Origin of the sequence: Amycolatopsis dongchuanensis (genome assembly GCF_039542405.1) — a bacterium.
Classification (GTDB): Bacteria; Actinomycetota; Actinomycetes; order Mycobacteriales; family Pseudonocardiaceae; genus Amycolatopsis_E; species Amycolatopsis_E sacchari.
Map to the genome: position 1 here is coordinate 99,297 of NZ_BAABIB010000088.1, position 21,362 is coordinate 120,658.

Below are 21,362 nucleotides of genomic sequence, written 5' to 3' on the forward strand. Positions count from 1 at the left end.
GGCAGCCGCAGCGAACGAGGAGCGAAATGATCTTCATCACCGCGAAGTTCCGGATCAAGCCCGAGTACGCCGACCAGTGGCCGGAGATCTCCCGCGAGTTCACCGAGGCCACGCGCGGGGAGGTGGGCTGCCTGTGGTTCGACTGGTCGCGCAGCCTCGACGACCCCACCGAGTACGTGCTCGTCGAGGCGTTCAAGGACGACGACGCCGGTGCCGCGCACGTGCAGTCCGCCCACTTCAAGGCCGCGCAGGAGAAACTGCCGCCGCACCTGGCGGAGACGCCGCGGATCGTGAACTTCTCGGTCCCGCAGGAGGGCTGGTCGGAGCTGGGCGAGATGGCCGTCCGGTAGCCCGTCGTGGACGAGCTGTGGCGGCTGTGGCCGGGCACCGCCGGTTCGGTCAGCCCCGAGAACCCCGACGGCGCCAAGGGCGGCGGCGCCAGGGCGACGGAAGGCACCGGTGCGGAGGCTGCGCGCGAACTGGGCCGGGGCTGGAAGGTCTCGCCGTCGATCATCCTGCCGGACGGCGGTACCGCGACGCTCGCCGACCTCACCGGGCCCGGCATCGTCACGCACCTCTGGCTCACCACGGACGTCAGCAGGCTCCAGTCGCTCACCCTGCGGATGTACTGGGACGACGAGGAGTACCCCGCGGTCGACGTGCCGCTCGGCGCGTTCTTCGGCACCGCCTGGCCGGAACTCGCGCTCCTCGACTCCGAAATGATCGTCGTGGCGCCGGCGGGCGGGCTGAACAGCTACTGGCCCATGCCCTTCCACCGCCGCGCCCGGATCACGCTCGGCAACACCAGCGGGGCCGACGTACCCGTGTACCACCAGATCAGCTACCGGCTGCGGGAACTGCCGCCGGACGCCGCACACCTGCACGCCGCCTGGCGCAGCAGCGACCCGCTCGGTTCCCCCGCCGTCCACACCTTGCTCGACGGCGTCACCGGGCCCGGGCAGTACGCGGGCACGTACCTCGCGATCGCACCGCGGGTGCCCGGCTGGTGGGGCGAGGGCGAGATCAAGTTCTACCTCGACGGCGACCAGGAGTTCCCGACGATCTGCGGCACCGGCACCGAGGACTACTTCGGCGGCGCGTGGAACTTCGACCTCGGCGGCCGGTACGCGACGTACTCGACCCAGTGGCTGGGGCTGCACCAGGTGCTGCCGCCGGACGAGATCTACCAGCCGGACCAGCGTTTCGGCGCGTACCGCTGGCACGTGCGCGACCCGGTCACGTTCACCCAGGACCTGCGCGTGACGCTGCAGGCGCTCGGCTGGCAGTCCGGCGGCCGCTACCTGCCGCTGGCGAACGCCGCCGTCTCGACCACGGCGTACTGGTACGCCCAGCCTAGGTAGGACCGCTACCTAGTGGTGCGCTAGCTTGTCCGCATGGATTCCGACCGGCGGGCCCAGTGGCTGCGAGGCGTGCTCGCCCCCTGCGTGCTGGCGCTGCTGGCGCGGCGCGAGTCGTACGGCTACGAACTCGCCCGGGAGCTCGCCGCGGCCGGGCTCGGCGAGATCCCCGGCGGCACGCTCTACCCGCTGCTGCTGCGCCTGGAACGCGACCACCTGGTCGAGTCGGTGTGGCGGGAGGGGACGACCGGTCCCGCCCGCAAGTACTACCGCGCCACCACCGCGGGCAGGCGGGCCCTGCGGGAGCTCACCGCCGACTGGGAGGTCTTCTCCCGTGGCGTGGCCTCGATCCTCGGGAAGGGGCAGGCATGAGAGGGCACCACGACTGGTTCTCCGCGCTCGCCGGTGAGTTGCACCGGCGCGGAGTGCCACCGGAGACCGCGCGGGGCGTGCTCGCCGAAGCGGCGGCGCACCTGCGCGAGAGCGGCGGGCACCCGGTCCGGGTGTTCGGCTCCCCCGCCGCCTACGCGACCGCGGTCGCCGACAGCGTCGGGCGCCCGCGGCGTCCCGCCGGGGACGTCCTGCTGGAGGTCCGCGGCCTCACGAAGAGGCTCGGCCGCCGCACGGTGCTCGACGGGGTGGACCTGACCGTGCGCGCCGGTGAGATCGCGGCCGTCGTGGGTGCCAACGGCTGCGGCAAGAGCACCTTCCTGCGTGCCTGCGCGGGACTGTCGCGAGTGGACACCGGTGAGGTCAGGGTGCACGGCACCCTCGGCTACTGCCCGCAGGACGGTGGTACCGCGGACTTCCTCGTACCCGACGAGCACTTCGTCCTCGTCGGCGCCGGCCGGGGCATGGCACGCGGGGACGCGATCGGCACCGGGCGCCGGAGGGCCGCGGACCTCGACTGGGACCCGCGGGACGCCGGCCAGGCGCGCCACCTCTCCGGCGGCACGCGGCAGAAGCTGAACCTGCTGCTCGCGACCTTGGGCGAGCCGGACGTGCTGCTGCTCGACGAGCCCTACCAGGGCTTCGACCGGGGCACCTACCTCGACTTCTGGCAGCTGCTGTGGCGGTGGCGGGACGCGGGCAAGGCCGTCGTCGTCGTGACGCACCTGCTGGACCGGATCGACGACGTGGACCTGGTGCTCGACCTGACCCCGGCGCGGAGGGCGGTGGCATGACCAAGATCGGCACGGTGTGCGAGATGGCGCTGCGGGAGCTGCTGCGGCGCCGGGCGGTGCTGGTGATCCTCCTGCTGCTGCCGCTGGCGTTCTACCTCAGCAGGCGCGGGGACCACCTCGGCCAGTCCATCCGCTTCGTGTGCCTCGGCCTCGGCTGGGCGCTGAGCACGGCGGCGCTGTTCGCCGGGAACGCGAGCCGGGGTCTCGAACCGCGGCTGCGCCTGTCCGGCTACCGCGGCCGCCACCTCTGCCTCGGCAGGCTCGTCGCGCTGTGGCTGACGGGCGCGGTGCTGGCGGCCCCCTACTTCGTGCTCGTCCTGGTGGACCAGCACGACGTCCGCTACGGCTCCATCGCGCTGATCATGGCGCTCACGATCCTGGTGTCGGCGCCGTTCGGGCTGGCGCTGAGCGCCGTGCTCCCCCGTGAGCTGGAGGGCACGCTGGTGCTGCTGGCCGTGGTGGGCCTGCAGATGATGGCGGATCCGGAAAGCCCGCTCGCCAGGGTGCTGCCGTTCTGGTTCAGCCGGGAGATCGGCACCTACGCCATCGACCACGTGGGCGCGGCCTACCTCGCGCGCGGGCTGGTGCACGGGGTGCTCAGCGCGGTGGCGCTGCTGGCCGTCGTGGCCATCGCGACGAGGATCCGGCTGCGGCGGCACTCCCACGTGCGGTTCCTGTCCGCGCGTTAGCTCCGGCGGGGCTTCCCCGTGGGCAGGTTCGGCAGGTCCGCACGCAGGTCGTCGAGGTTCTCGTACACCCGGGAAGCGCCGTTGTCGCGCAGTTCCCGCTCCCCGAACCCGCCCGTGCGGACGGCGACCGACGGCAGCCCGATCCGCTCCGCCGCCTGGCAGTCCCACACCGAGTCCCCGACCACGACGGCCTCGTCGTCACCGGCTTTGCGCAGCGCGACCTCGATCAGGTTCGGCTCGGGCTTCGTCTCCGACACGTCGCCGGAACTGGTCCAGTCGTTCGCCAGCTCGCGTGCGTCGAGCAGGTCGAGGTACTTGTCGACGTGGTCGGGCTTGCCCGAGCTGGCGAGGACGACGGTGTACCCGGCGTCGCGGGCGGCTTCGAGCAGGCGGCGCGCACCCTCGATCGGGCACACCTCGTCGAGGATCGCGTCGACCTCCTTCTTCCACGCGTCCCGCACGCTGTCGCCGAGGCGGTCCTCGACGTCCTGCCCGGCGACGGTGGGCACCAGCTGGTCCCCGCCCATGCCGATCGCGCGGTGGATGCGCCAGACCGGCACGGTCACGTCGAACCGCCGGAAGGCGCGGAACCACGCCAGCGCGTGGTGGTAGTTGGTGTCGACCAGGGTGCCGTCCACGTCGAGGACCAGTACACGACTCATGCGGCCAGGATTGCCCTCGGCGCCCCCGGGACAAACCCGTCAGTACGGCCGGTCCCCCGCGATCGCGACGCGCTCGGCGATCCTGGCGTGCGGTGCGTAGTCGTTGACGGCGTAGTGCTGGGTGGCGCGGTTGTCCCAGAACGCCACGGCGTTCTCGGTCCAGCGGAACCGCACCTGGAACTCCGGCACGTGCGCCTGCACGAAAAGCAGCCGCAGCAGCTCGTCGCTCTCCTCCCGCGGCAGGCCGACGATGTGCGTGGTGAAGGCCGGGTTCACGAACAGCGTGCGGCGCCCCGTTTCCGGGTGCGTGCGCACGACGGGGTGCTCGACGGGCGGGAACTCGGCCTGGCGCGCGGCGAGGAACTCCGGGTCGGAGAAGCGGACGAACCCGGGCACGAAGTCGTGCACGGCACGCAGGCCGGTGATCCGCTCCCGCACGCCGGCGGGCAGGTTGTCGTAGGCGGCGGCCATGTCGGCCCACATCGTGTCCCCGCCCTGCGGTGGCACGCGCACCAGCCGCAGCACCGAGCCGAGCGCGGGGTTGGGCCGGAAGGTCACGTCGGTGTGCCAGATGTTCTCGAACGCGGGCATCCGCGCGTCGCGGGCGAACCGCGTGACCTCGTCGGAGTTCCCCTTGGGCAGCAACGGGTTCGTCTCCAGCTCGCCCCAGTTCCTCGCGAACGCGCGCTGGTGTTCCGACGTGATGTCCTGGTCGCGGAAGAACAGCACCTTCCACTCCAGCAGCGCCCGGTTCAGCTCCGCGCGCAGCGGCGCGGTGAGCGGCCGCGCGAGGTCGACGCCCTCGATCTCGGCGCCGATGACCCGGCCGAGCGGGCGCAGCGTGAACAGGTCGTAGGGCCGGGACTCGACGCCTTCGGGCAGCCGGCGCAGCACGCGCGGGCCTTCCAGGATGCCGGGATCCGGGACGCGGGCGGGACGCAGGAGGGCACGGGTGTCCACCGTCATGTCGAACTCCTCGCTCGAGAAAAGGCTTGCGGGTGAAGGGAAAGCGGCGGCGAGGTCAGTGCGGCGGCGAGCCCAGGCGACCACGGCGCCGCAGGAGAGCGGTCACGTTCGACATGGCACCGATGGTCGCCAGCCACCGCGCGCCCGGTCAACCCCGTTCACATCCCGGGACTCGTCGCCGCCCGCCCGGTGTGCTTGACTGCTCACGATCCGCAGTCGGTCCGGCGAGAAGGGAGCGCGGGTGGCGACCTGGCGCGAGCTCGTGACGTTCATTCGGCAGTCGTATCGCGTGATCCGGGACGAGCCGGAGGAGCTGCGCATCCGGCTGCGCTTCCGCAAGGACCCGGAGGACGAGGAACGCACCCAGATGGTGGTCATCGCGCGCGAGGTGCTGGACAAGCGCGAGGAGTGGGTGCAGATCGCGACGCCGTTCGCGCGCGTGGACGAGTGCGACCTGCACTCCGTGCTGGCCGAGATCGGGCACACCACCGTCGTCGGCGGCGCCGTCGTCATGGGCGAGTACCTCGTGCTGCGGCATTCGCTGCCGCTGAAGAACCTCGACATCAACGAGTTCACCGACCCGCTGGAACTGGTGACCGGCTCGGCCGAGCTGCTCGAGGAGCAGATAACAGGTCGTGACGACTACTGACGTTTCGCCCCGGAAGATCCTTTTCCCGGGTTAGGCTCCCGCCATGGAGCCTTGGGGGTTGTCGGGGCCGCAGTTCCTCGGCGTGTACGTGGGCGCGCTGCTGGTCGCGGGCGCGCTGACGGCCGCGCTGCGGTACCTGCTGGCGTGGCGGCCGGCCGCGGGCGCGCAGGCCATGCTGACCGTGGACGAGGCGGCCTTCCTGGTCGGCGGCCCGAAGCGCCTCGTCGACACGGCGGTGGCCGCGCTGGTGCACGCCGAGCGGCTGCGCGTGCAGCGGGGCGGCCGGTTGCGGGCGGTGGGCAGGCGTGCCACCGGCTCCCCGCTGCGGCAGGCCGTGTTCGACCACGTCAAGGAACGCGGCGGGAGCACGCTGCGGCAGGTCCGTTCGGTGCTGGGCACCTCCGCTCCGGTGCGGGCGGTCCAGGCGTCGCTCACCGAGCGCGGGCTGCTCGTCCCGCCCCGGGTGAGCACCCTGTTCGTGACCGCGCTGCCCCTGCTCGCCGTCGTGGCGCTGGGGGTGGCGCGGCTGGTGAACGGCATCCGGCTGCACCGGCCGGTCGGGTTCCTGGTCGTACTGGTGGTGCTGGCGGCCGTCGCCGCGGGCGTCGCGCTGCGGCCGCGGGCGCGGTGGCTGAGCCGGGCCGGTGCCCACGTGCGCTCGGCCGTGCTGGGCGCCGAACCGCGGCGGCACAGCCACATCCGGGTACCGGTGCTGGCGGGTGCGGTGGGCCTGGTCGCCGCGGGCGGGCTGGTGGCCTACCCGGACGAGGCGATCGCCCAGCAGCTGCGCGCGACCGGCTACCCGGGGTCGTCCGGGGGTGACTCCAGCGGGTCGTCGTGCAGCAGCGGGTCGTCGTGCAGCAGCGGGTCGTCGTGCAACAGCGGTTCTTCGTGCGGTGGCGGCGGGTGCGGCGGAGGCGGGTGCGGCGGCTGATGGGCGCGCTGGGTGTCGGGCTCGGCTGGCGGCCGGAGCTGGACCTGACCGTCGAACGGCTGCCGGGCGTGGATTTCGTCGAGGTGGTCGCCGAGAACGTGCGGCCGGACCGGCTGCCCGAATCGCTGGCGGTGCTGCGGGAACGCGGCACGCCGGTGCTGCCGCACGCGGTGTCGTTGTCACTCGGCGGCGCGGAACCACCGGACCCGGCGCGGGTGCGGCACCTGGCGGAGCTGGCCGAGGCGCTCGACGCGCCGCTGGTGAGCGATCACGTGTGCTTCGTCCGCGCGGGCGGGCTGGACTCCGGGCACCTGCTGCCGGTGCCCCGCACGCGGGAGGCGCTGGACGTGCTGGTGGCCAACGTCCGCGCGGTCCAGGAAGCGCTTTCCGTGCCGCTGGCGCTGGAGAACATCGCGGCGCTGCTGGAGTGGCCGGACGCGGAGCTGACGGAGGGCCAGTTCCTGGCCGAGCTGACCGGGCGGACGGGCTGCCTGCTGCTCGTCGACGTGGCGAACCTGTACGCCAACGCCCGCAACCTGGGCACCGATCCCGTGGCGCTGCTGGACGAGCTTCCGCTGGAACGCTTGGCGTACACGCACATCGCGGGGGGCGTGGAGCACGACGGCGTGTACCACGACACGCACGCCCACCCGGTGCGGCCGGAGGTGCTGGCGTTGCTCACCGAGCTGGCGGCCCGCACCGATCCGCCGGGCGTCCTGCTCGAACGCGACGACGACTTCCCCGCCGACAGCGAGCTGGCCGCCGAACTGGCGGCCATCCGCGCGGCACTGGGCACGGGATGACAACAGCCGCGGCGGGACCGGCTCGCGGCGGCGCAGGCCGCGTTGCCGCGGGCCCTGCTCACCGGGGCACCGCCACCGGAGGGCTTCGACGAGGAACGGCTGCGCGTCGAGTCCGCCGCCTTGCGGGCCAAGCGCGGCCGGGTCGTGGCGAAGCTGGCGCCGGACGAGTGCCGGCGGCTCGGAGAGCGCTTTCCGGACCTGTTCGCCGAGTACGCCCGTGCGCACCCGCGCACGGAAGGCGTTCGCGCGCGGGAGGACGCGCGCGCCTTCGTGGCGTGGGCGCGGAGGCAGGGGCACCTCCGCCGCCGCTGGTGGCGGTGACGTGGCAGCATTTTGACGACAACGTGCCGGACTGCCACTCGTGGTACACCGTCGTTCCGGGGACCCTGGCAGACATGAGGTTCCTGGCACGAATCCGCGAGTTCCTGGCGACGCAGCACGAGCTGGCGCAGCGGCAGGCGCTGCTGGACCGGCCGTGGGAGGAGGACCTGCTGCACTGGGCCTTCGACGGGCGCGAATGGCACCTGCACGGCCACCTCGCCCCGCCGCCGAACCGGCGCCGGTACAGCACCACCACCTCCGGCTGGTGCCCCGGCCTGCGCGTGGCCCGTTCCCGGGCCGACGACGTGCGGCTGCGGGAGAACAGCTGAACCTCCGTCCACTGTGGACAAAGGGTCAGCCGCGCGCCCGCACCACCATCACCGGTGCCCGCCCGTGCTGCACGAGCGCCTGGCTCGTCGAGCCGAGCAGCAGGCCCTGGAACCCGCCGCGGCCGCGGCTGCCGACCACGACGAGCCGTGCCTCGGCGCTCCACTCCAGCAGGCAGTGGCGCGGGCGGTCCTTGACCGCCACGCGCTCCACCTCGACGTCCGGGTACTTCTCCTGCCAGCCGGCCAGGCTTTCGGCGAGCACCCGCGCCTGTTCCCGCTCGCTGGGCTCGACCTCGATCAGCGCGTACTCGAGCGGCGCGCCGAGCGCGTAGTCCACGTCGCGCCACGCGTGCACCGCGACCAGCGGGGCGCGCCGCCACGCCGCTTCGTCGAACGCCTGCCCGAGCGCCGCCACGCTCCCCGGGCTGCCGTCGACGCCGGCCACGACGGGACCGCCCTCGTGCTCCTCGCCGCGGACCACCACGACGGGGCAGTCGCTGCGTGCCACGACGGCGGTCGCGGTCGAACCGGCGAGCATGCCGGCGAACCCGCCGCGGCCGTGTGCGCCCAGGACGATCGAGTGCGCCCGCTTCGACACGTCGACCAGCAGCGGCACCGGCGGGACCTGCGCACGCTCGGTGGTCACGGCGAGGCCCGGCGCCACCTTGCGCGCCTCGGCCGCGGCCTCGGCCAGCTGCGTGCGCGCGAGCTGTTCGACGGCGTCGACCGACTCCGGCGGCACGGGCAGCCCGGCGCCGTAGTAGCCCAGCGCCGGTTCGGCCCCGGACACCAGGTGCAGCCCGAGGTTGCGGGGCGCGGCTTCCGCGGCCGCCCACCGGACGGCCCGCAGCGCCTGCGCGGAACCGTCGACACCGGCGACGATCGCGCCGTTGAGGTCAGTCATCGCTCTTCTCCCTGTTCCCGGTCACCACGTCCGGCCCCCGGTAGCGGGGCCGGGATCCACGGTAGGAACGGGAAAAACGCACCGCTGCGGAAGACCGTCCCGGACTTTGAGGACCAAGGACCCTCCTGCCCGCGCTCGCCAGGCGGGCAGACTGGATGTCGATGTTGATGGTGCCTACTGTCCGGACGGAGCGGTCATGAGCGAGATCCGGCCGCTGACGCCGAGGGAATGCGTGGAGCTGCTGGCCACCCAGCCCGTCGGCAGGCTGGCGTTCTCCGAGAACGCACTCCCCACCGTCCGGCCCGTGAACTTCTTCCTGCACGACGGGGACATCGTGGTGCGGACCAGCCGCTCGGGCTCGATCGCGAGGCTCACCAAGGAGGTCGTGGCCTTCGAGGTGGACAGCATCGACCCGGCGACGCACACGGGCTGGAGCGTGGTCGTGATCGGCAAGGTCAAACCGGTGACCGACGTGGCCGACCTGGTCGCCCTGTCCGGCCCCGGGCACCGGCCGTGGGCCGACGGCGAGCGCTCGCACTTCCTGCGCATCCCCATCGAGATCGTCAGCGGCCGGTTGCTGCGGCTGGCCGAACCCGGCGCCGTCACGGACGCCGCCGCCAGCTGAGGCGGCGCCGCTCCGCGCGCGGACACGTCCACTCCGGACGGTCCTTTGTGTCCATTTTCACCGGGAAGGGTGGTTTTTGCCCGCCCGGTCCGGACCATTCACGATCATGGCTCCACACGTTCCCGCGCCCCGCTTCCGGGCGGACGCCCTGCTGCGGCGGGCCCGGGTGGTGCGCTGCCACGGCACCGGCCACGAGGCGGGGCGGGTCGCCCCCTGCCGGGTGCGCGCGCTGGTCACCGCCCGGGGGCTCACGGCGGCCCAGCTCGCCACGGCGACCGGCCGGCGTGAGGCCACCGTCCAGGGCTGGCTCCACGGGCGCCTGGTACCGGGGGACGAGGACACGCTCCTCGCGCTGGCCCGGCTGTTCCGGGTCGACCTCCCCGCGCTCGTCGACTCCGGTGAGCCCTGCCCCGTCCAGTACGTCCGGGCGGCCTGCGCCGCGCTGCACCTGCCCGCCGGCCCGGTCCTCGGACAGCTCCGCATCCCGCAGCCGGCGCGCCCCTGAGGTGGCGGACGGCGAGGCCGGACGTGGGCTAAGCTGGACGCGCCACGGTTATAAAGCAGCGGTGGCTCGCCAGACCATTCCTGCCAGCGAGCCGAGGTCCTGTGAACCCTCTGTCGTGCCCTTCCGTGGTGGCACCACACGCGTTGCTCTCCGTCACCACGACGTGGACCCGCACCGGTGTGCGCGTGCTCACCGCGGACGGCGAGATCGACGTCTCCAGCGTCGCCGTGCTGTCCAGGGCGCTGGCGCTGGCCACCGCGGAGGCCCCGGCCGCTCTGGTGCTCGACCTGGGCCGGGTCCGGTTCCTGTCCGCCGCAGGCGTCGACGTGGTCGCGGGGCTGTTCACCCGCGGCCGCCGGGACGGGTTCGCCGTCCGGGTCGTCGCTTCGACGCGACTGGTCCGGCGCGTCCTCAGCCTCGTGGGACTGGACCAGGTGCTGGTCGTCCACGACACCCTGGACGCCGCGCTGAATTCCCTGGCCGTATAGGTCGTTATACGGAACGCGGCGGGGCGACGACCCGCAGCTGCAGCATCGCCGCGAAGCGGGCCTCCGGATCGGTGAGGTCGATGCCGCCCACCTCGGCGAGGCGGCGCAGCCGGTAGCGGAAAGTGTTGGGGTGCACGTAAACCGCGGCCGAGGCGGCGATCACGTCACCGAACGCGTCCAGCCAGGCTCGCAGCGTTTCGACGAGCCTCGTGCCGTGTTCCTCGTCGTAGGCGAACAGGCGCGCCACCGGCCCCGTCGGCCGGTCACCCCGCGCGGTCACCAGGTCCCGCAGTTCCAGCAGCAGCGCTTCGACGTGCACGTCGGCCAGCCGCGCGACCCGGCGCCCGCCCGCCCGCTCCGAGCGGAGCACCCGCAGCGCGCGGTCGGCGCTCGCCCGCGCCTCGGCCAGCCCCGCCCCGTCCTGCGCGACCGGCCCGATCCCCGCCACGACACGCACCCGCTCCCCCACCCGGTCCAGGAAGTCGGAGGCGATGCGCACCGCGCGCTGCTCGGGATCTCCCGTGCGCGCCACCGGAACCAGGCCGTACGCGACGTCGCCGACGAGCGCGGCGGCGCACCGCGGGTGCACGGCGGACAGGTGCATCGCGAGCCCGTCGCTGATCCGCTGCCGTTCCGTGGCCAGTCCCGCGTCGTGCTCGTCCTCGTCGAGCACCGCCAGTGCCAGCACGACCACGGGCTGGTCGGCCAGCCCCAGGCGGGTCAGCGCCTCGCGCGCACCCGCCCCGCCCTCCAGCGCGGTGCTCACCAGGTCGGTCCGCAGGCGGCGTTCGACGTCGGCACCGGCCCTGATCCGCAGCATGTGCAGCGCCACCAGCCGGGCGGCGTCGCGCAGCGCCTGTTCGCGGTCCTCGCTCAGCGGTTCGCGCACGGCCGCCCAGATCGAGCCCAGCACCTCGTCCCCCGCTCGCACCGCGACCGCGACCCTGGGCAGGGACAGCCCGTCCACCGCCTGCTCCGGAAGTCCGAAGTAGACAGTGGCGTCGCTGCGGTACAGCTCGCGGAAGACCCCTCGTTCGGTGAGCATGCGGGCGAAGCGTTCGGGTACCTGGCGGCCGAGGATCGTCTCGACCCGTGACGGATCCGCCTCGTCCTGCCTGCCGGAGAACGCCAGCACGCGTGAACGGCGGTCCTCGATGGTGACGGGCGCGTCGATCAGCGCGGCGATCGCGTTGGCCACCGCGAACAGGTCACCGGACGGGAGGCCGGCCAGCGTCTCCTGCTCGCCCTCCCCCACGTCGCCCTCGGCGAGCAGGGACCGCAGCATGGCCGCGAGCTGCGCCCACGATGCGCCGCGGGTCAGCCCGAGCAGCGCGACGCCGGTCTCCTCGACGGCCGCGGTCACCTCGCCGGTCAGCGCGACGGGCGAGCGCACCACGAGCCCCGCCGCGTCGTGCCGGGCGAGCGCCCGCAGCAGCCGCACCACCTCGTCCGGCTCGCTCAGCCCCACCCCCAGCACCAGCGCGTGGTGGGGCAGCACGGGTTCCTCGAGCGGGTCGTGGATCGCGACGCCGCCGATGTCCCCGGCGACGTCGCGCTGCCCCGCGACGAGTTCCAGCAGCGTTTCACCCAGGTCGTCGAGAACGCGGCCCAGGCTGGCTTGCGGACGCAGGTTCACGGAAACGAGCACCTCCCGAAGCTAGGAGCCGGGAGGTCAGCCTAGTTCGTTCCCGCGGACGACATCAGCCGCCGGTTTCGTGCCGGCGGACGAACGTCACCAGGAAAGCCACTCCGTGGAGGTGGTGACCTCGTCCAGCACCTCCGGGATCGGGTCGACCCCGATGCCCGGCGCCGTGGGCACCGAGAGGTGGCCGTCCTCGAGCACGAACGGCGCGGTGATGTCGGTGCGGTAGTACCGGCCGGAGGCCGAGGTGTCGCCGGGCAGCGTGAAGCCCGGCAGCGCGGCGAGCGCCACGTTCGCCGCGCGTCCCAGCCCGGACTCCAGCATCCCGCCGCACCACACGGGCACGTCGTGGGCGGCGCACACGTCGGCGATCCGGCGCGCTTCGAGGTACCCGCCCACGCGGCCGGGCTTGATGTTGACGACTTGGCAGGCACCCAGCCTGATCGCGTCCGCCGCCGACTTCGCCGAGGTGATCGACTCGTCGAGGCAGATCGGGGTGCGCACGGTCTTGGCCAGCTCGGCGTGCGCGAGCACGTCCTCCTCGGGCAGCGGCTGCTCGATCAGCAGCAGGCCGAACGGGTCGAGCCGCGCGAGGTGCCGGGCGTCGGCGAGTGTGTAGGCGGTGTTGGCGTCGACCTGCAGCAGCACGTCGTCACCGAACCGCTCGCGCACGGCACGCACCGGCTCGACGTCCCAGCCCGGCTCGATCTTGAGCTTGATCCGCACGTAGCCCTCGTCGAGGTAGCCGCCGACGGCGTCGAGCAGTTCGCCGACCGAGCCCATGATCCCGACCGAGACCCCGCACGGCACGCGGTCGCGCACCGCGCCCAGCTCCCGCGCGAGCGTCCGGCCCGACGCCCGCAGCTCCGCGTCGAGCACCGCCATCTCCAGTGCCGCCTTGGCCATCCGGTGCCCCTTGAAGTGGGCCAGCGCGGGCCCGACCAGGTGCGCCGCCAGCCGCTCGTGCGCCGCGAGCGCAGGCACGAGAAACCGCCGCAGCACGTCGGCCGCCGCGTCGACGTACTCCGAGGAGTAGACCGGGTCGGGCAGCGTGACGCACTCGCCCCAGCCCTCGGCGTCGTCGGTGACGGCGCGCAGCAGCAGGATGTCCCGCGTGGTCTGGGTGCCGAACGACGTCCGGAACGGGGCCACCAGCGGCATCGCGATCCGGTGCAGTTCCAGTCCCGTCAGTTTCATCGCCCGTCCTCCCTCGTCACCACGTACCACCCCGCCCGGTCGAAACCGGCGATGCGCGCGCCACCGCCGACCAGCGTCCCGAGCGTCTCCCGCACCGCGACCCGCCAGTCCTTCGCGACGCCGGGATCGGTCACCCGCAGCTTCTCGATGTCCCGCGGCACCGCCACGAGCAGCACGTCGCCCTCCGTCGTACCCGGTACCGGGGCGCCCTGGTCCGACCGTCCTAACGCGACAGTGGCGCCGCGCGCGCGTTCCGCCTCCGCCGACAGCGGGCCCGGGGTGCCGTCGCACGCCGCGAGCACCGCCGGCGAGTCCAGCCGCCAGTACACGAGCAGGCGGTCGGTCTCGTCCTCGCCGTTGATGCCGTCGCGCATCCCGCCGTAGAAGTTGGGCAGGTACTCGGCGGCGGTGGCCCCGAGCTTGGCGAGGTTGAAGTAGGCGTTGCGGCTGACCAGCGGGTCGAAGGTCCACTCGATCCCGGTGATCCCCCGCCGCAGCGCCCACGCCCGCTGGTGCAGTTTCAGCGCGAGGCCGACGCTGCGGCCCGCCATGGCCGGGGCGACCCCGGCGATGTGGCTGTGCAGCACCTCGGCGGCCGGCGTGCCGAAGAAGCCGACGCACGCGCCGACCAGCTCCCCGCCCGCGTAGGCACCGGCGACGTAGTTGCCCGCCTTCGTCAGCGCCCGCATCAGTTCGGTGGTGATCGGCGGGTTCTTCGGGTCCGGCCGCCAGATCGCGTCGAACAGCCGGTACACGGTGTCGAACCCGTCGAGGTCGGCGATCTCCGCGACGGTGACGCCCGCCGCGTCGGCCGCGCGGCGCGCGGCCGACGCGGCCGGCTGGCCGAGAAGCCCGGTGTTCGCTCTGACGGTCTGCGCCACGTCAGGACACCTTCGGAGTGGCGCGCACGCCGTGGTGCACGTACCGCTCCCCGCCGGGCAGCGTGTAGAAGGTCACCGGGATCCACATCTGCCCCTCGGGTTCCCTGACCACGTAGAGGTTTTCCGCCACCGCGACCAGCGGGTGCTCCTCGGTGGGGTCGGGCACCAGGTCGGCGAGCATGCCGGTGACCGTCGTGCGCAGCCGCGGCCCGTCGTCGCCCGCGAGCACCTCCATCCGCACGCTCGCCCGCTCGTAGGTGCCGAGGTGCGGCGTGATGTCGACGTCGACGGGCTCGGCGGGCGGCTCCAGCGGCCGGGGCATTTCGACGTCCGCCAGCTCGGCGAAGATCTCGCCGTAGAGGTCCTGGTAGAGGTCGCGGGCGTTGCCGCCGTTGGTGAGCAGCGTGACCGCGAGCCCCTCGTCGGGCAGCAGCCGCAGGAACGCGGCCTGGCCGATCGTGTTGCCGTCGTGCCCGATCAGCCTGCGTCCGCCCCAGTCCAGCCGGAACCAGCCCAGCCCCCACGACTCGGCGAGCGTGTGCTTGTCCGGCAGGTCCACCTGCTTGGCGGCCATCGCCGCGGCGCTCTCCTCGCTCAGCAGGCGCGTGCCGTCGGCCGCGAGGCCGCCGGTCAGGTGCAGCCGCGCGAACGCGAGCACGTCGGCCGTCGTGGCGTTGATCAGCCCGGCGGGGCCTGCCGAGCGGGGCAGCGTCCAGACCGGTGCCTTGACCGGCTCGGTCGTGCCCGAGTGCCCGGTCGCCGTCCGGTGCAGCAGCGCCTCCTCCGGCAGGGTGCCCGTGTGCCGCAGGCCCAGTGGCGTGAACAGGCGCTCACGCAGCGCCGCGTCCCAGGTCTTCCCGGTGATCTTCTCGATCACCCGGCCCGCCAGCGAGAAGCCGGAGTTGCAGTACGACCAGGTGACGCCGAGCGGGTGGTTCTGCGCGACCTCCGCCAGCCCCGCCACGTATTTCTCCAGGCAGTCGTCGCCGCGGCCGGTGTCGGTGAACACGTCGCCGTCGATGCCGCTGGTGTGCGTCAGCAGGTGCCGCATCGTCACCTGCTTGCCCACGTCCGGGTCGGCCAGGCGCAGCTCGGGCAGCAGATCGGCGATGGGGGCGTCCAGGTCGAGCAGGCCCTCGTCGACGAGCTGCATGACGACCGTGGTGGTCCAGACCTTCGAGATGGACCCGATCTGGAACACCGAGTCCGTCGTGGCCGTGACGCCGGTTTCCACGTTGAGCACCCCGGTGGCGGCCTCCACGAGCTCGTCCTCCTGCCCGGGGCGCAGGCGCAGGATGCCCAGCGCGGCGCCGGGCACGTGGTGCCGCTCGGCCAGTTCCGTGAGCCGCCGCTGCCAGTGCGCCGCGTCGGCGCGCGGGCGGCGGTGGTTCGCGTACTGCTCGACCCAGTCGACGACGCGCTCGTTGAAGTCGATCCGGTGGGAGGGCTTGCCGTTGAGGATGAACGCGTGCGGGGCGCCGGGGTAGAGCACGAGCCGCGACGGGACGCCGCGCTCCCGCAGCGCGCTGTACCACTGCTGCGCCTGCCCCACCGGGCACAGCAGGTCCGCGGCGCCGTGCACGACCAGCGTCGGCGTGCGGACCTGGTCGACCTTGGCGAACGGCGACATCTCCGCGAAGCGCCCTGGCTCCTCCCACGGCAGCGCCCCGACTTCGTACTCCAGCAGGAAATGTCCTTCGTCGGAGGTGCCGGCCATGCTGGAGAGGTCGGAGACGACGCCACCGGCGACGGCGGCCGCGAAGCGGTTGTCCCGGCTGGTGAGGTAGCACGTCATGTAGCCGCCGTAGCTGTAACCGGCCACGGCGAGCCGCTCCGGGTCGGCGACGCCCTCCTTCACCAGCTCGTCGAGCGGCTCCAGGAAGTCCTTGGCGTCGGCCGTGCCCCACGCGGAATCCACGGCGGTGTAGAACTCCTCGCCGTAGCCGTCGCTGCCACGCGGGTTGACCAGCAGCACCGCCCAGCCGCGCGAGACCAGCTCCTGCTGGTAGGGGTGCACGTCGTCGGCGCCGCCGTGCCACGCGTTGTGCGGGCCGCCGTGGACGTCCAGCAGCAGCGGCGCGGGTCCGGTGACGGCCGGGTCCCGGATCAGCCAGCCCTGCACGACCGTGCCGTCGGAGATGCGGAACTCCCGTTCCTCCTTGGCGAACAGGTCCACTTCGGACAGTGCGTCGCCGTGTCGCGTGAGGACGGTCTCGGTGCCCGTCTCCAGGTCGAGCCGGACGATCTCGCCGTAGGAGGCCGGCGTGACGAGCACGACGACCGCCGTGCTCCCCGCGATCGACAGGCCCGCCACCGTGCGCCCCGCACCCGTGAGGAGCGGGCGCGGCGCGCCGCCGTCGACGGGCACCGAGTACAGGTGGGTGCAGCCGCGCTCACGCACGCAGAACAGCACGGCGCCGCCGTCGGCGGTCAGGCGCGGCAGCGCACCCGGGTAGCCGGGACCGCCCGGCATCACGTTGCGGTCCAAGGACCCCGCGAGGTCGGTGACCTCGCCGCCGTCGAGCGGCACCCGCAGCAGCCGCGCGTGCCCCTTCGGCCCGCCGGGGTGGCCGACGACCAGCAGCGCCGTGCCGTCCGCGGTCCACGTCACCGGGCCGCCGACGCCCTCGGCGAGACCGGCCTGCTCGGGCCGGGCCGCCGGGTCGGTGACGTCGAGGACGTGCACGGGGACGCGCAGGCGCAGGTCGCGGTCGGCGCCCGTCGCGGCGGAGAAGGCGAGCTTGGTGCCGTCCGGCGACCACGCCGGGTCGCCGGCGTGCCAGTCGCCGGAGGTGACCTGGCGGCACTGCCGCGTCTCGAGGTCGAGCACGTGCAGGTGCTTGCGGATGCCGCGCAGCCAGCCCGAGCCGTCAGCGTGGTAGTCGAGGCGGTCCGCGGCCATCGGGGCGTCGTCCGGGGTGCCCTCGGTGTCCACGGGGGCGGAGAAGGCGATGGCCGACCCGTCCGGGCTCCACACCGGCGTTCCGGCGCCGAGCGGCAGCGACGTGAGCTGTTCGGCCTCGCCGCCGTCCAGCGGCAGCAGCCACACGTTCCCGTCCCGCAGGAACGCCACGCGCCGGCCGTCGGGCGACCAGGCGGGCGCGGTGTCGGCACGCCCGCGCGTCAACGGCCGGGCGTCGCCGCCGTCGAGGTTCGCCCGCCAGAGCGTGTACACGTTCTCGTCGGCGTCGCGGTCGCAGGTGCGCAGCACGTACAGCACCTCGGTGCCGTCCGGGGACAGCGCCGGGTGTTCCGGCGCCGCCACGGCGGTGAGGTCTTCGATGCGCAGACGTCGGGTCACCGGGTTCTCCTCGCGGGTCGCAGGTCAGGAAACGAGTTCGGGGGTGGCGGCGAAGTGGCACGCCGCCTGGTGCCGGTGCCCCGCACCGGCAGGCTCGGCCTCGCGGCAGATCCCGCGGTCGGCGAGCACGAGCGGGCCGACCGGGCAGCGCGGGTGGAACCGGCAGCCGGGCGGCGGGTGGTGCGGGTCGGCGGGCTCGACGTCGGCCACGGCGTCCGGTTCGGACAGTGCCACGGTCTCGGCGGCCGCCAGCAGCTCCCGCGTGTAGGGGTGCTGGGGGTCGGCCAGCACGTCGTCGGCGGGCCCGTACTCGACGATCCGGCCCAGGTACATCACGGCGATGAAGTCGCTGACGTACCGCACGACGGCGAGGTTGTGGGAGATGAACAGCATCGACAGCCGCATCCGGCGCTGCAGGTCGCGGACGAGGTTGAGCACGGTGCCCTGGATGGACACGTCGAGCGCGGAGGTGATCTCGTCGGCGATCACCACCTCGGGCCGTCCGCCGAGCGCCCGCGCGAGCGCGACCCGCTGCCGCTGCCCGCCGGACAGCTGCGCGGGCAGCATCCGCGCCCGGTCGGGGTCCAGGCCCACCAGGTCCAGCAGCCTGGCCACCTCGCCGCGGCGGTCACGGGTGCCGCGCGGCAGCCCTTCGGCGATCGACGCGCCGATCGTCATCCTCGGGTCGAGCGAGGAGTACGGGTCCTGGAACACCATCCGCACGGGGCCGCGCCGCTTCAGCGGCTGCCCGTCCAGCAGCACGCGCCCGCCGGACACCGGGGTCAGCCCGACCGCGGCTCTGGCCAAAGTGGACTTCCCGGAGCCGGATTCGCCCACCAGGCCGACGATCGCGCCGTCCGGCACCGTCAGGTCCACGCCGTCGACGGCGGTCAGCCCCCGGTGGCGCCCGCCGTAGCGGACGGTGACGTGCTCGAAGACCAGTGTGCTCATCGCGACTCCCCCACCCGCACGCGTGCCTGCCCGGCCGGTGCGATCTCGTCGGCGTGCCAGCACGCGACCCGCCGCCCCTGCCCGTCGGCGACCAGCGGCGGTTCCGCGCTCGTGCACCGCTCGTCGGCGAACGCGCACCGGGGCGCGAAGGCGCACCCCGGTGGCAGCGCGCCGGGTTCGGCCGCGCGGCCCGGGATCACGGCCAGCGGCAGGTCCCGGTCGGTGCTCATGTCGGGCACCGCTTCCAGCAGCGCCCGCGTGTACGGGTGCCGGGCGGCGGTGCGCAGTTCGGCGGCGGGCAGGTCCTCCACGATCCGCCCGGCGTACATCACCAGCACGCGGGCGCAGACCTGCGCGACGACGGTGATGTCGTGGCTGATCAGCAGGATCGCGACGTCGTCGGCGTCGCGGACCTGGAGCAGCAGCCGCAGGACCTGCCGCTGCACCGTGACGTCGAGCGCGGTCGTCGGCTCGTCCGCGACGATCAGCGCGGGCTTGCCCATCACGCCCATGCCGATCATCGCGCGCTGCCGCATCCCGCCGGAAAACTCGTGCGGGAACTGGCGGGCGCGCCGTTCCGCCGCGGGCACGCGCACCGCGCGCAGCCGGTCGACGGCGCGGGCGAGCGCCTGCCGCCGCCCCATCCCCTGGTGCCGCCTGGCGACCTCGGCCAGCTGCGCGCCGATGCGCTGCGTGGGGTTGAACGAGGTCATGGGGTCCTGGAACACCATCGCGAACGAGGTGCCGAGCAGCTGCCTGCCGGCGCGCTCGCCCTGGTCGAGCAGCGCGGTGCCGAGGAACTCCAGCCGGTCGGCGTGCACCCGCCCCGGTTCCTCGACCAGCTGGGCGACCGCGAGCGCCGTGAGGCTCTTGCCGGACCCCGACTCCCCCACCACGCCGACGCATTCGCCGCGGCCGAGCGTGAAGCTCACCCCGCGGACGGGCGTGACCGGCCCGGCGGGACCGGGGAAGCTGACGCGCAGGTTCTCCACCGCGAGCACGGCGTCCCCGGTCTCGGTGAGCGGCGCGGCTTCGGGCTCGGGCTCGCGGGTTTTCCCGCGCTGCGGCGCTTCGTGCTGCCCGATCCCCTTCGCGATGGCCTCGCCGAACAGGTTGAAGGCCAGCCCGGCGACCACCACGGCGACCGCGGGCGCGAGCGCGGCGGCCGGGTGCACGTAGAGGCTGTTGAGGCCCTCCCCGAGCAGCCGTCCCCAGTCGTAGTCCGGTGCCTGCACGCCCAGCCCGAGGAACGACAGCCCGGCGAACGCGAGCAGCGCGCCGCCCGCCGAGATCGTCGCGTTCACCACGAGCGGCTCGCCGATGTTCGGCAGCACGTGCCGCAGCAGCAGCCGGACCCGGCCGACCCCGGCGATCCGCGCGGCCGCCACGTAGTCCAGCGCGGTCACCCGTGCCACGAGGGTCTGGGTGAGCCGGGCGAACCCCGGCGCGGTGGCCAGCCCGATCGCCAGCACCCCGCCGACGGTGCCGACCCCGAAGATCACCGCGAAGAACAACGCCAGCAGCAGCCCGGGGAACGCCACCGCGATGGACACCACGCCGTGCACGAACCGGCCGACCCGCGCGCCGAACAACACCGGGGCGGTGCCCAGCACGAGGCCGACGACGACACCGAACGCGGTCGCCGCGAGCGCGAGCTCCACCGACAGGCGCGTCGCCACCAGCACGCGGTAGAACACGTCACGGCCCAGGTTGTCGGTGCCCATCCAGTGCTGCGCCGACGAACCCTGCAGGATCTGCCCGGTGTCCACCGCGGCGGCCCGGTCGCTCCACAGCAGCGGCGCCAGCACCGCCAGCACGACCAGCGCGCACAGCACCACCGCCGCGCTCGCGCCCACCGGGCTGCGCAGCACCCCGCCCCACTTCGACCTGCGCACCGCTCAGCTCTCCCTGATCGTCGAGCGCGGGTCGAGCAGCGCGAGCGCGACGTCGACCGCGAGGTTCACCAGCAGCACGCCGAGCCCGTAGACGAGCACCACGCCCTGCACCACCGGGTAGTCCTTGGCGAGGATCGACTGCACGATCGTGCTGCCCAGCCCCGGCCACGCGAACACGTTCTCCACCAGGACCGTGCCCGCCACCATCGCGCTCAGCAGCAGCCCGCCGAGGGTGAGCGTCGACGTCAGCGCGTTGGGCAGGGCGTGGCGCAGGTACACCAGCCACGACGGCAGCCGCTTGGCGCGCGCGGTGCGGATGTAGTCGGCCCGCAGCACCGCGAGCATCTCCACCCGCACCAGCCGGGCGAGCACGGCCGCCGGTCCCGCCGCGAGCGCCAGCACCGGCAGCACGTACGACTCCGGCCCCGACCGCCCCGCGACCGGCGCCCAGCCGAGGCTGACGCCGAACACGAACACGAGCGCCACAGCGATGAGGAACTCCGGGATCGCCGCCAGCACCACGCTCGTCGTGGTGAAGGCGAGCTCGGCGTGCCGGTGCCTGCCGTTGCGCGTCAGCACCGCCATGCCCACACCCACCGGGATCGCCACGGCCAGCGCGAGCAGGAACGCGTAGCCCGCGATCTCCAGCGTCGCGGGCAGCCGGTCCCCGATCACCTGGGACACCGGCAGGCCCGAGGTCATCGACACGCCGAACCGGCCGCTGAACAGGTCACCGAGGTAGTGCAGGTACTGCTGCCACAGCGGGTCGTCCAGGCCCAGCGCCGCGCGCCGCGCCGCGACCAGCTCCGGTGAGGCCGTGGGCCCGAGCGCCGCGCGCACCGGATCGCCGGGGATCAGGTGGATCATGCCGAACGCGGCGGTCAGCAGCACCCACACCGACACCAGCAGGCGTCCCGCGCGGCGCAGCGCGAAGCGCAGCCACGGCGAGTCGGTGGGCAGCCGGCGGACGCCGGCGCTGACGGTGGTCACGCTGGCGGCCTCCCCTCGAAGAAGTTCCTTGCTGGACTTGATGTTTCCGGTTCGGGCGCGCCGGGTGTTCGTGCGACGGCACGGACTC

22 protein-coding genes and 1 pseudogene are annotated in these 21,362 nt (G+C 73.6%); 13 read left to right on the forward strand and 10 right to left on the reverse strand.

All coding sequences use genetic code 11. The annotated features are described in order from the left end of the window. Nucleotides 1-26: 26 nt before the first annotated feature. From ABFX51_RS23635 to ABFX51_RS23655, 5 genes are read left to right on the forward strand one after another with little or no spacing between them, the layout of a single operon-like run. On the forward strand, nt 27-350 hold the full coding sequence (locus ABFX51_RS23635) for a putative quinol monooxygenase (RefSeq protein WP_091503674.1): 324 nt from the start codon (nt 27-29) through the stop codon (nt 348-350). A 6-nt stretch (nt 351-356) separates the two neighbouring features. Continuing rightward, nucleotides 357-1,361 (forward strand): glycoside hydrolase family 172 protein, encoded by a 1,005-nt coding sequence (locus ABFX51_RS23640; RefSeq protein ID WP_091503673.1) that lies wholly within the window; start codon nt 357-359, stop codon nt 1,359-1,361. 33 nt (nt 1,362-1,394) lie between these two features. Further along, nucleotides 1,395-1,730: a PadR family transcriptional regulator gene (locus ABFX51_RS23645; protein ID WP_091503671.1), complete on the forward strand. Its 336-nt coding sequence runs from the start codon at nt 1,395-1,397 to the stop codon at nt 1,728-1,730. Further along, nucleotides 1,727-2,542: an ATP-binding cassette domain-containing protein gene (locus ABFX51_RS23650; RefSeq protein ID WP_091503669.1), complete on the forward strand. Its 816-nt coding sequence runs from the start codon at nt 1,727-1,729 to the stop codon at nt 2,540-2,542. The genes ABFX51_RS23645 and ABFX51_RS23650 overlap by 4 nt, the downstream gene beginning before the upstream one ends. Next, a complete protein-coding gene (locus ABFX51_RS23655; RefSeq protein ID WP_091503668.1) occupies nt 2,539-3,231 on the forward strand; it encodes an ABC transporter permease in 693 nt (230 codons plus the stop codon). Before ABFX51_RS23650 ends, ABFX51_RS23655 begins: the two co-directional genes overlap by 4 nt. Here ABFX51_RS23655 and ABFX51_RS23660 read toward each other — a convergent pair. Beyond that, on the reverse strand, nt 3,228-3,893 hold the full coding sequence (locus tag ABFX51_RS23660) for an HAD family hydrolase (RefSeq protein WP_346054959.1): 666 nt from the start codon (nt 3,891-3,893) through the stop codon (nt 3,228-3,230). The two genes, ABFX51_RS23655 and ABFX51_RS23660, sit on opposite strands and share 4 nt — an antisense overlap. A gap of 39 nt (nt 3,894-3,932) precedes the next feature. After that, the gene (locus ABFX51_RS23665; protein ID WP_346054960.1) at nt 3,933-4,859 is read right to left on the reverse strand and encodes a TauD/TfdA dioxygenase family protein; all 927 of its coding nucleotides are present in this window, start codon (nt 4,857-4,859) and stop codon (nt 3,933-3,935) included. 241 nt (nt 4,860-5,100) lie between these two features. Between ABFX51_RS23665 and ABFX51_RS23670 the strand changes: the two genes are divergently transcribed. The 5 genes and pseudogenes from ABFX51_RS23670 (at nt 5,101) to ABFX51_RS23690 (ending at nt 7,895) form a co-directional block, all read left to right on the forward strand. Beyond that, a complete protein-coding gene (locus ABFX51_RS23670) occupies nt 5,101-5,508 on the forward strand; it encodes a hypothetical protein (RefSeq protein WP_091503663.1) in 408 nt (135 codons plus the stop codon). Nucleotides 5,509-5,551: 43 nt separating this feature from the next. Further along, the gene (locus tag ABFX51_RS23675; RefSeq protein WP_091503661.1) at nt 5,552-6,442 is read left to right on the forward strand and encodes a TIGR04222 domain-containing membrane protein; all 891 of its coding nucleotides are present in this window, start codon (nt 5,552-5,554) and stop codon (nt 6,440-6,442) included. After that, nucleotides 6,442-7,245 carry an MbnB/TglH/ChrH family RiPP precursor modification enzyme gene (locus tag ABFX51_RS23680; protein WP_091504289.1) on the forward strand — a complete coding sequence of 268 codons (804 nt, stop codon included), beginning with the start codon at nt 6,442-6,444 and terminating at the stop codon, nt 7,243-7,245. The genes ABFX51_RS23675 and ABFX51_RS23680 overlap by 1 nt, the downstream gene beginning before the upstream one ends. Nucleotides 7,246-7,281: 36 nt before the next feature. Next, nucleotides 7,282-7,566: pseudogene (locus ABFX51_RS23685) on the forward strand (SCO6045 C-terminal-like domain-containing protein); the annotation flags it as partial. Between the two features lie 74 nt (nt 7,567-7,640). Continuing rightward, nucleotides 7,641-7,895 carry a hypothetical protein gene (locus ABFX51_RS23690; RefSeq protein WP_143249771.1) on the forward strand — a complete coding sequence of 85 codons (255 nt, stop codon included), beginning with the start codon at nt 7,641-7,643 and terminating at the stop codon, nt 7,893-7,895. Nucleotides 7,896-7,920: 25 nt separating this feature from the next. On the opposite strand, the gene ABFX51_RS23695 is transcribed toward ABFX51_RS23690, so the two are convergent. Beyond that, on the reverse strand, nt 7,921-8,799 hold the full coding sequence (locus ABFX51_RS23695; protein ID WP_346054961.1) for a universal stress protein: 879 nt from the start codon (nt 8,797-8,799) through the stop codon (nt 7,921-7,923). 196 nt (nt 8,800-8,995) lie between these two features. On the opposite strand from ABFX51_RS23695, the gene ABFX51_RS23700 reads away from it, so the two are divergent. The 3 genes from ABFX51_RS23700 (at nt 8,996) to ABFX51_RS23710 (ending at nt 10,417) form a co-directional block, all read left to right on the forward strand. Further along, entirely contained in the window at nt 8,996-9,424 is a 429-nt protein-coding gene (locus ABFX51_RS23700; RefSeq protein WP_346054962.1) for a pyridoxamine 5'-phosphate oxidase family protein, read from the forward strand. Between the two features lie 106 nt (nt 9,425-9,530). Then, nucleotides 9,531-9,929 carry a helix-turn-helix domain-containing protein gene (locus tag ABFX51_RS23705; protein ID WP_346054963.1) on the forward strand — a complete coding sequence of 133 codons (399 nt, stop codon included), beginning with the start codon at nt 9,531-9,533 and terminating at the stop codon, nt 9,927-9,929. Between the two features lie 125 nt (nt 9,930-10,054). Continuing rightward, entirely contained in the window at nt 10,055-10,417 is a 363-nt protein-coding gene (locus ABFX51_RS23710) for an STAS domain-containing protein (RefSeq protein WP_346054964.1), read from the forward strand. A 4-nt stretch (nt 10,418-10,421) separates the two neighbouring features. Here ABFX51_RS23710 and ABFX51_RS23715 read toward each other — a convergent pair whose 3' ends face one another. From ABFX51_RS23715 to ABFX51_RS23745, 7 genes are all read right to left on the reverse strand, one after another. Next, nucleotides 10,422-12,065 (reverse strand): PucR family transcriptional regulator, encoded by a 1,644-nt coding sequence (locus ABFX51_RS23715; protein WP_346054965.1) that lies wholly within the window; start codon nt 12,063-12,065, stop codon nt 10,422-10,424. Between the two features lie 84 nt (nt 12,066-12,149). Next, nucleotides 12,150-13,256: an o-succinylbenzoate synthase gene (gene menC, locus ABFX51_RS23720; RefSeq protein ID WP_346054966.1), complete on the reverse strand. Its 1,107-nt coding sequence runs from the start codon at nt 13,254-13,256 to the stop codon at nt 12,150-12,152. Beyond that, entirely contained in the window at nt 13,253-14,137 is an 885-nt protein-coding gene (locus ABFX51_RS23725; protein WP_346054967.1) for a GNAT family N-acetyltransferase, read from the reverse strand. Before ABFX51_RS23725 ends, menC begins: the two co-directional genes overlap by 4 nt. Before the next feature lies 1 nt (nt 14,138). After that, a complete protein-coding gene (locus tag ABFX51_RS23730; protein WP_346054968.1) occupies nt 14,139-17,438 on the reverse strand; it encodes a serine hydrolase in 3,300 nt (1,099 codons plus the stop codon). A gap of 24 nt (nt 17,439-17,462) precedes the next feature. Then, nucleotides 17,463-18,389 (reverse strand): ABC transporter ATP-binding protein, encoded by a 927-nt coding sequence (locus ABFX51_RS23735; RefSeq protein WP_091503645.1) that lies wholly within the window; start codon nt 18,387-18,389, stop codon nt 17,463-17,465. Beyond that, nucleotides 18,386-20,284, reverse strand: coding sequence for a dipeptide/oligopeptide/nickel ABC transporter permease/ATP-binding protein (locus tag ABFX51_RS23740; protein ID WP_346054969.1), 1,899 nt, complete (start codon nt 20,282-20,284; stop codon nt 18,386-18,388). The genes ABFX51_RS23735 and ABFX51_RS23740 overlap by 4 nt, the downstream gene beginning before the upstream one ends. A 3-nt stretch (nt 20,285-20,287) precedes the next feature. Next, the gene (locus ABFX51_RS23745) at nt 20,288-21,274 is read right to left on the reverse strand and encodes an ABC transporter permease (RefSeq protein ID WP_346054970.1); all 987 of its coding nucleotides are present in this window, start codon (nt 21,272-21,274) and stop codon (nt 20,288-20,290) included. Between the last annotated feature and the right edge of the window lie 88 nt (nt 21,275-21,362).

Bases quoted from the DNA above. Each gene is read 5' to 3' on its own strand.
- ABFX51_RS23635 (WP_091503674.1), top strand. From the start codon at position 27: ATGATCTTCATCACCGCGAAGTTCCGGATCAAGCCCGAGTACGCCGAC.
- ABFX51_RS23645 (WP_091503671.1), top strand. From the start codon at position 1,395: ATGGATTCCGACCGGCGGGCCCAGTGGCTGCGAGGCGTGCTCGCCCCC.
- ABFX51_RS23650 (WP_091503669.1), top strand. From the start codon at position 1,727: ATGAGAGGGCACCACGACTGGTTCTCCGCGCTCGCCGGTGAGTTGCAC.
- ABFX51_RS23655 (WP_091503668.1), top strand. From the start codon at position 2,539: ATGACCAAGATCGGCACGGTGTGCGAGATGGCGCTGCGGGAGCTGCTG.
- ABFX51_RS23660 (WP_346054959.1), bottom strand. From the start codon at position 3,893: ATGAGTCGTGTACTGGTCCTCGACGTGGACGGCACCCTGGTCGACACC.
- ABFX51_RS23665 (WP_346054960.1), bottom strand. From the start codon at position 4,859: ATGACGGTGGACACCCGTGCCCTCCTGCGTCCCGCCCGCGTCCCGGAT.
- ABFX51_RS23675 (WP_091503661.1), top strand. From the start codon at position 5,552: ATGGAGCCTTGGGGGTTGTCGGGGCCGCAGTTCCTCGGCGTGTACGTG.
- ABFX51_RS23680 (WP_091504289.1), top strand. From the start codon at position 6,442: ATGGGCGCGCTGGGTGTCGGGCTCGGCTGGCGGCCGGAGCTGGACCTG.
- ABFX51_RS23690 (WP_143249771.1), top strand. From the start codon at position 7,641: ATGAGGTTCCTGGCACGAATCCGCGAGTTCCTGGCGACGCAGCACGAG.
- ABFX51_RS23695 (WP_346054961.1), bottom strand. From the start codon at position 8,799: ATGACTGACCTCAACGGCGCGATCGTCGCCGGTGTCGACGGTTCCGCG.
- ABFX51_RS23700 (WP_346054962.1), top strand. From the start codon at position 8,996: ATGAGCGAGATCCGGCCGCTGACGCCGAGGGAATGCGTGGAGCTGCTG.
- ABFX51_RS23705 (WP_346054963.1), top strand. From the start codon at position 9,531: ATGGCTCCACACGTTCCCGCGCCCCGCTTCCGGGCGGACGCCCTGCTG.
- menC (WP_346054966.1), bottom strand. From the start codon at position 13,256: ATGAAACTGACGGGACTGGAACTGCACCGGATCGCGATGCCGCTGGTG.
- ABFX51_RS23735 (WP_091503645.1), bottom strand. From the start codon at position 18,389: ATGAGCACACTGGTCTTCGAGCACGTCACCGTCCGCTACGGCGGGCGC.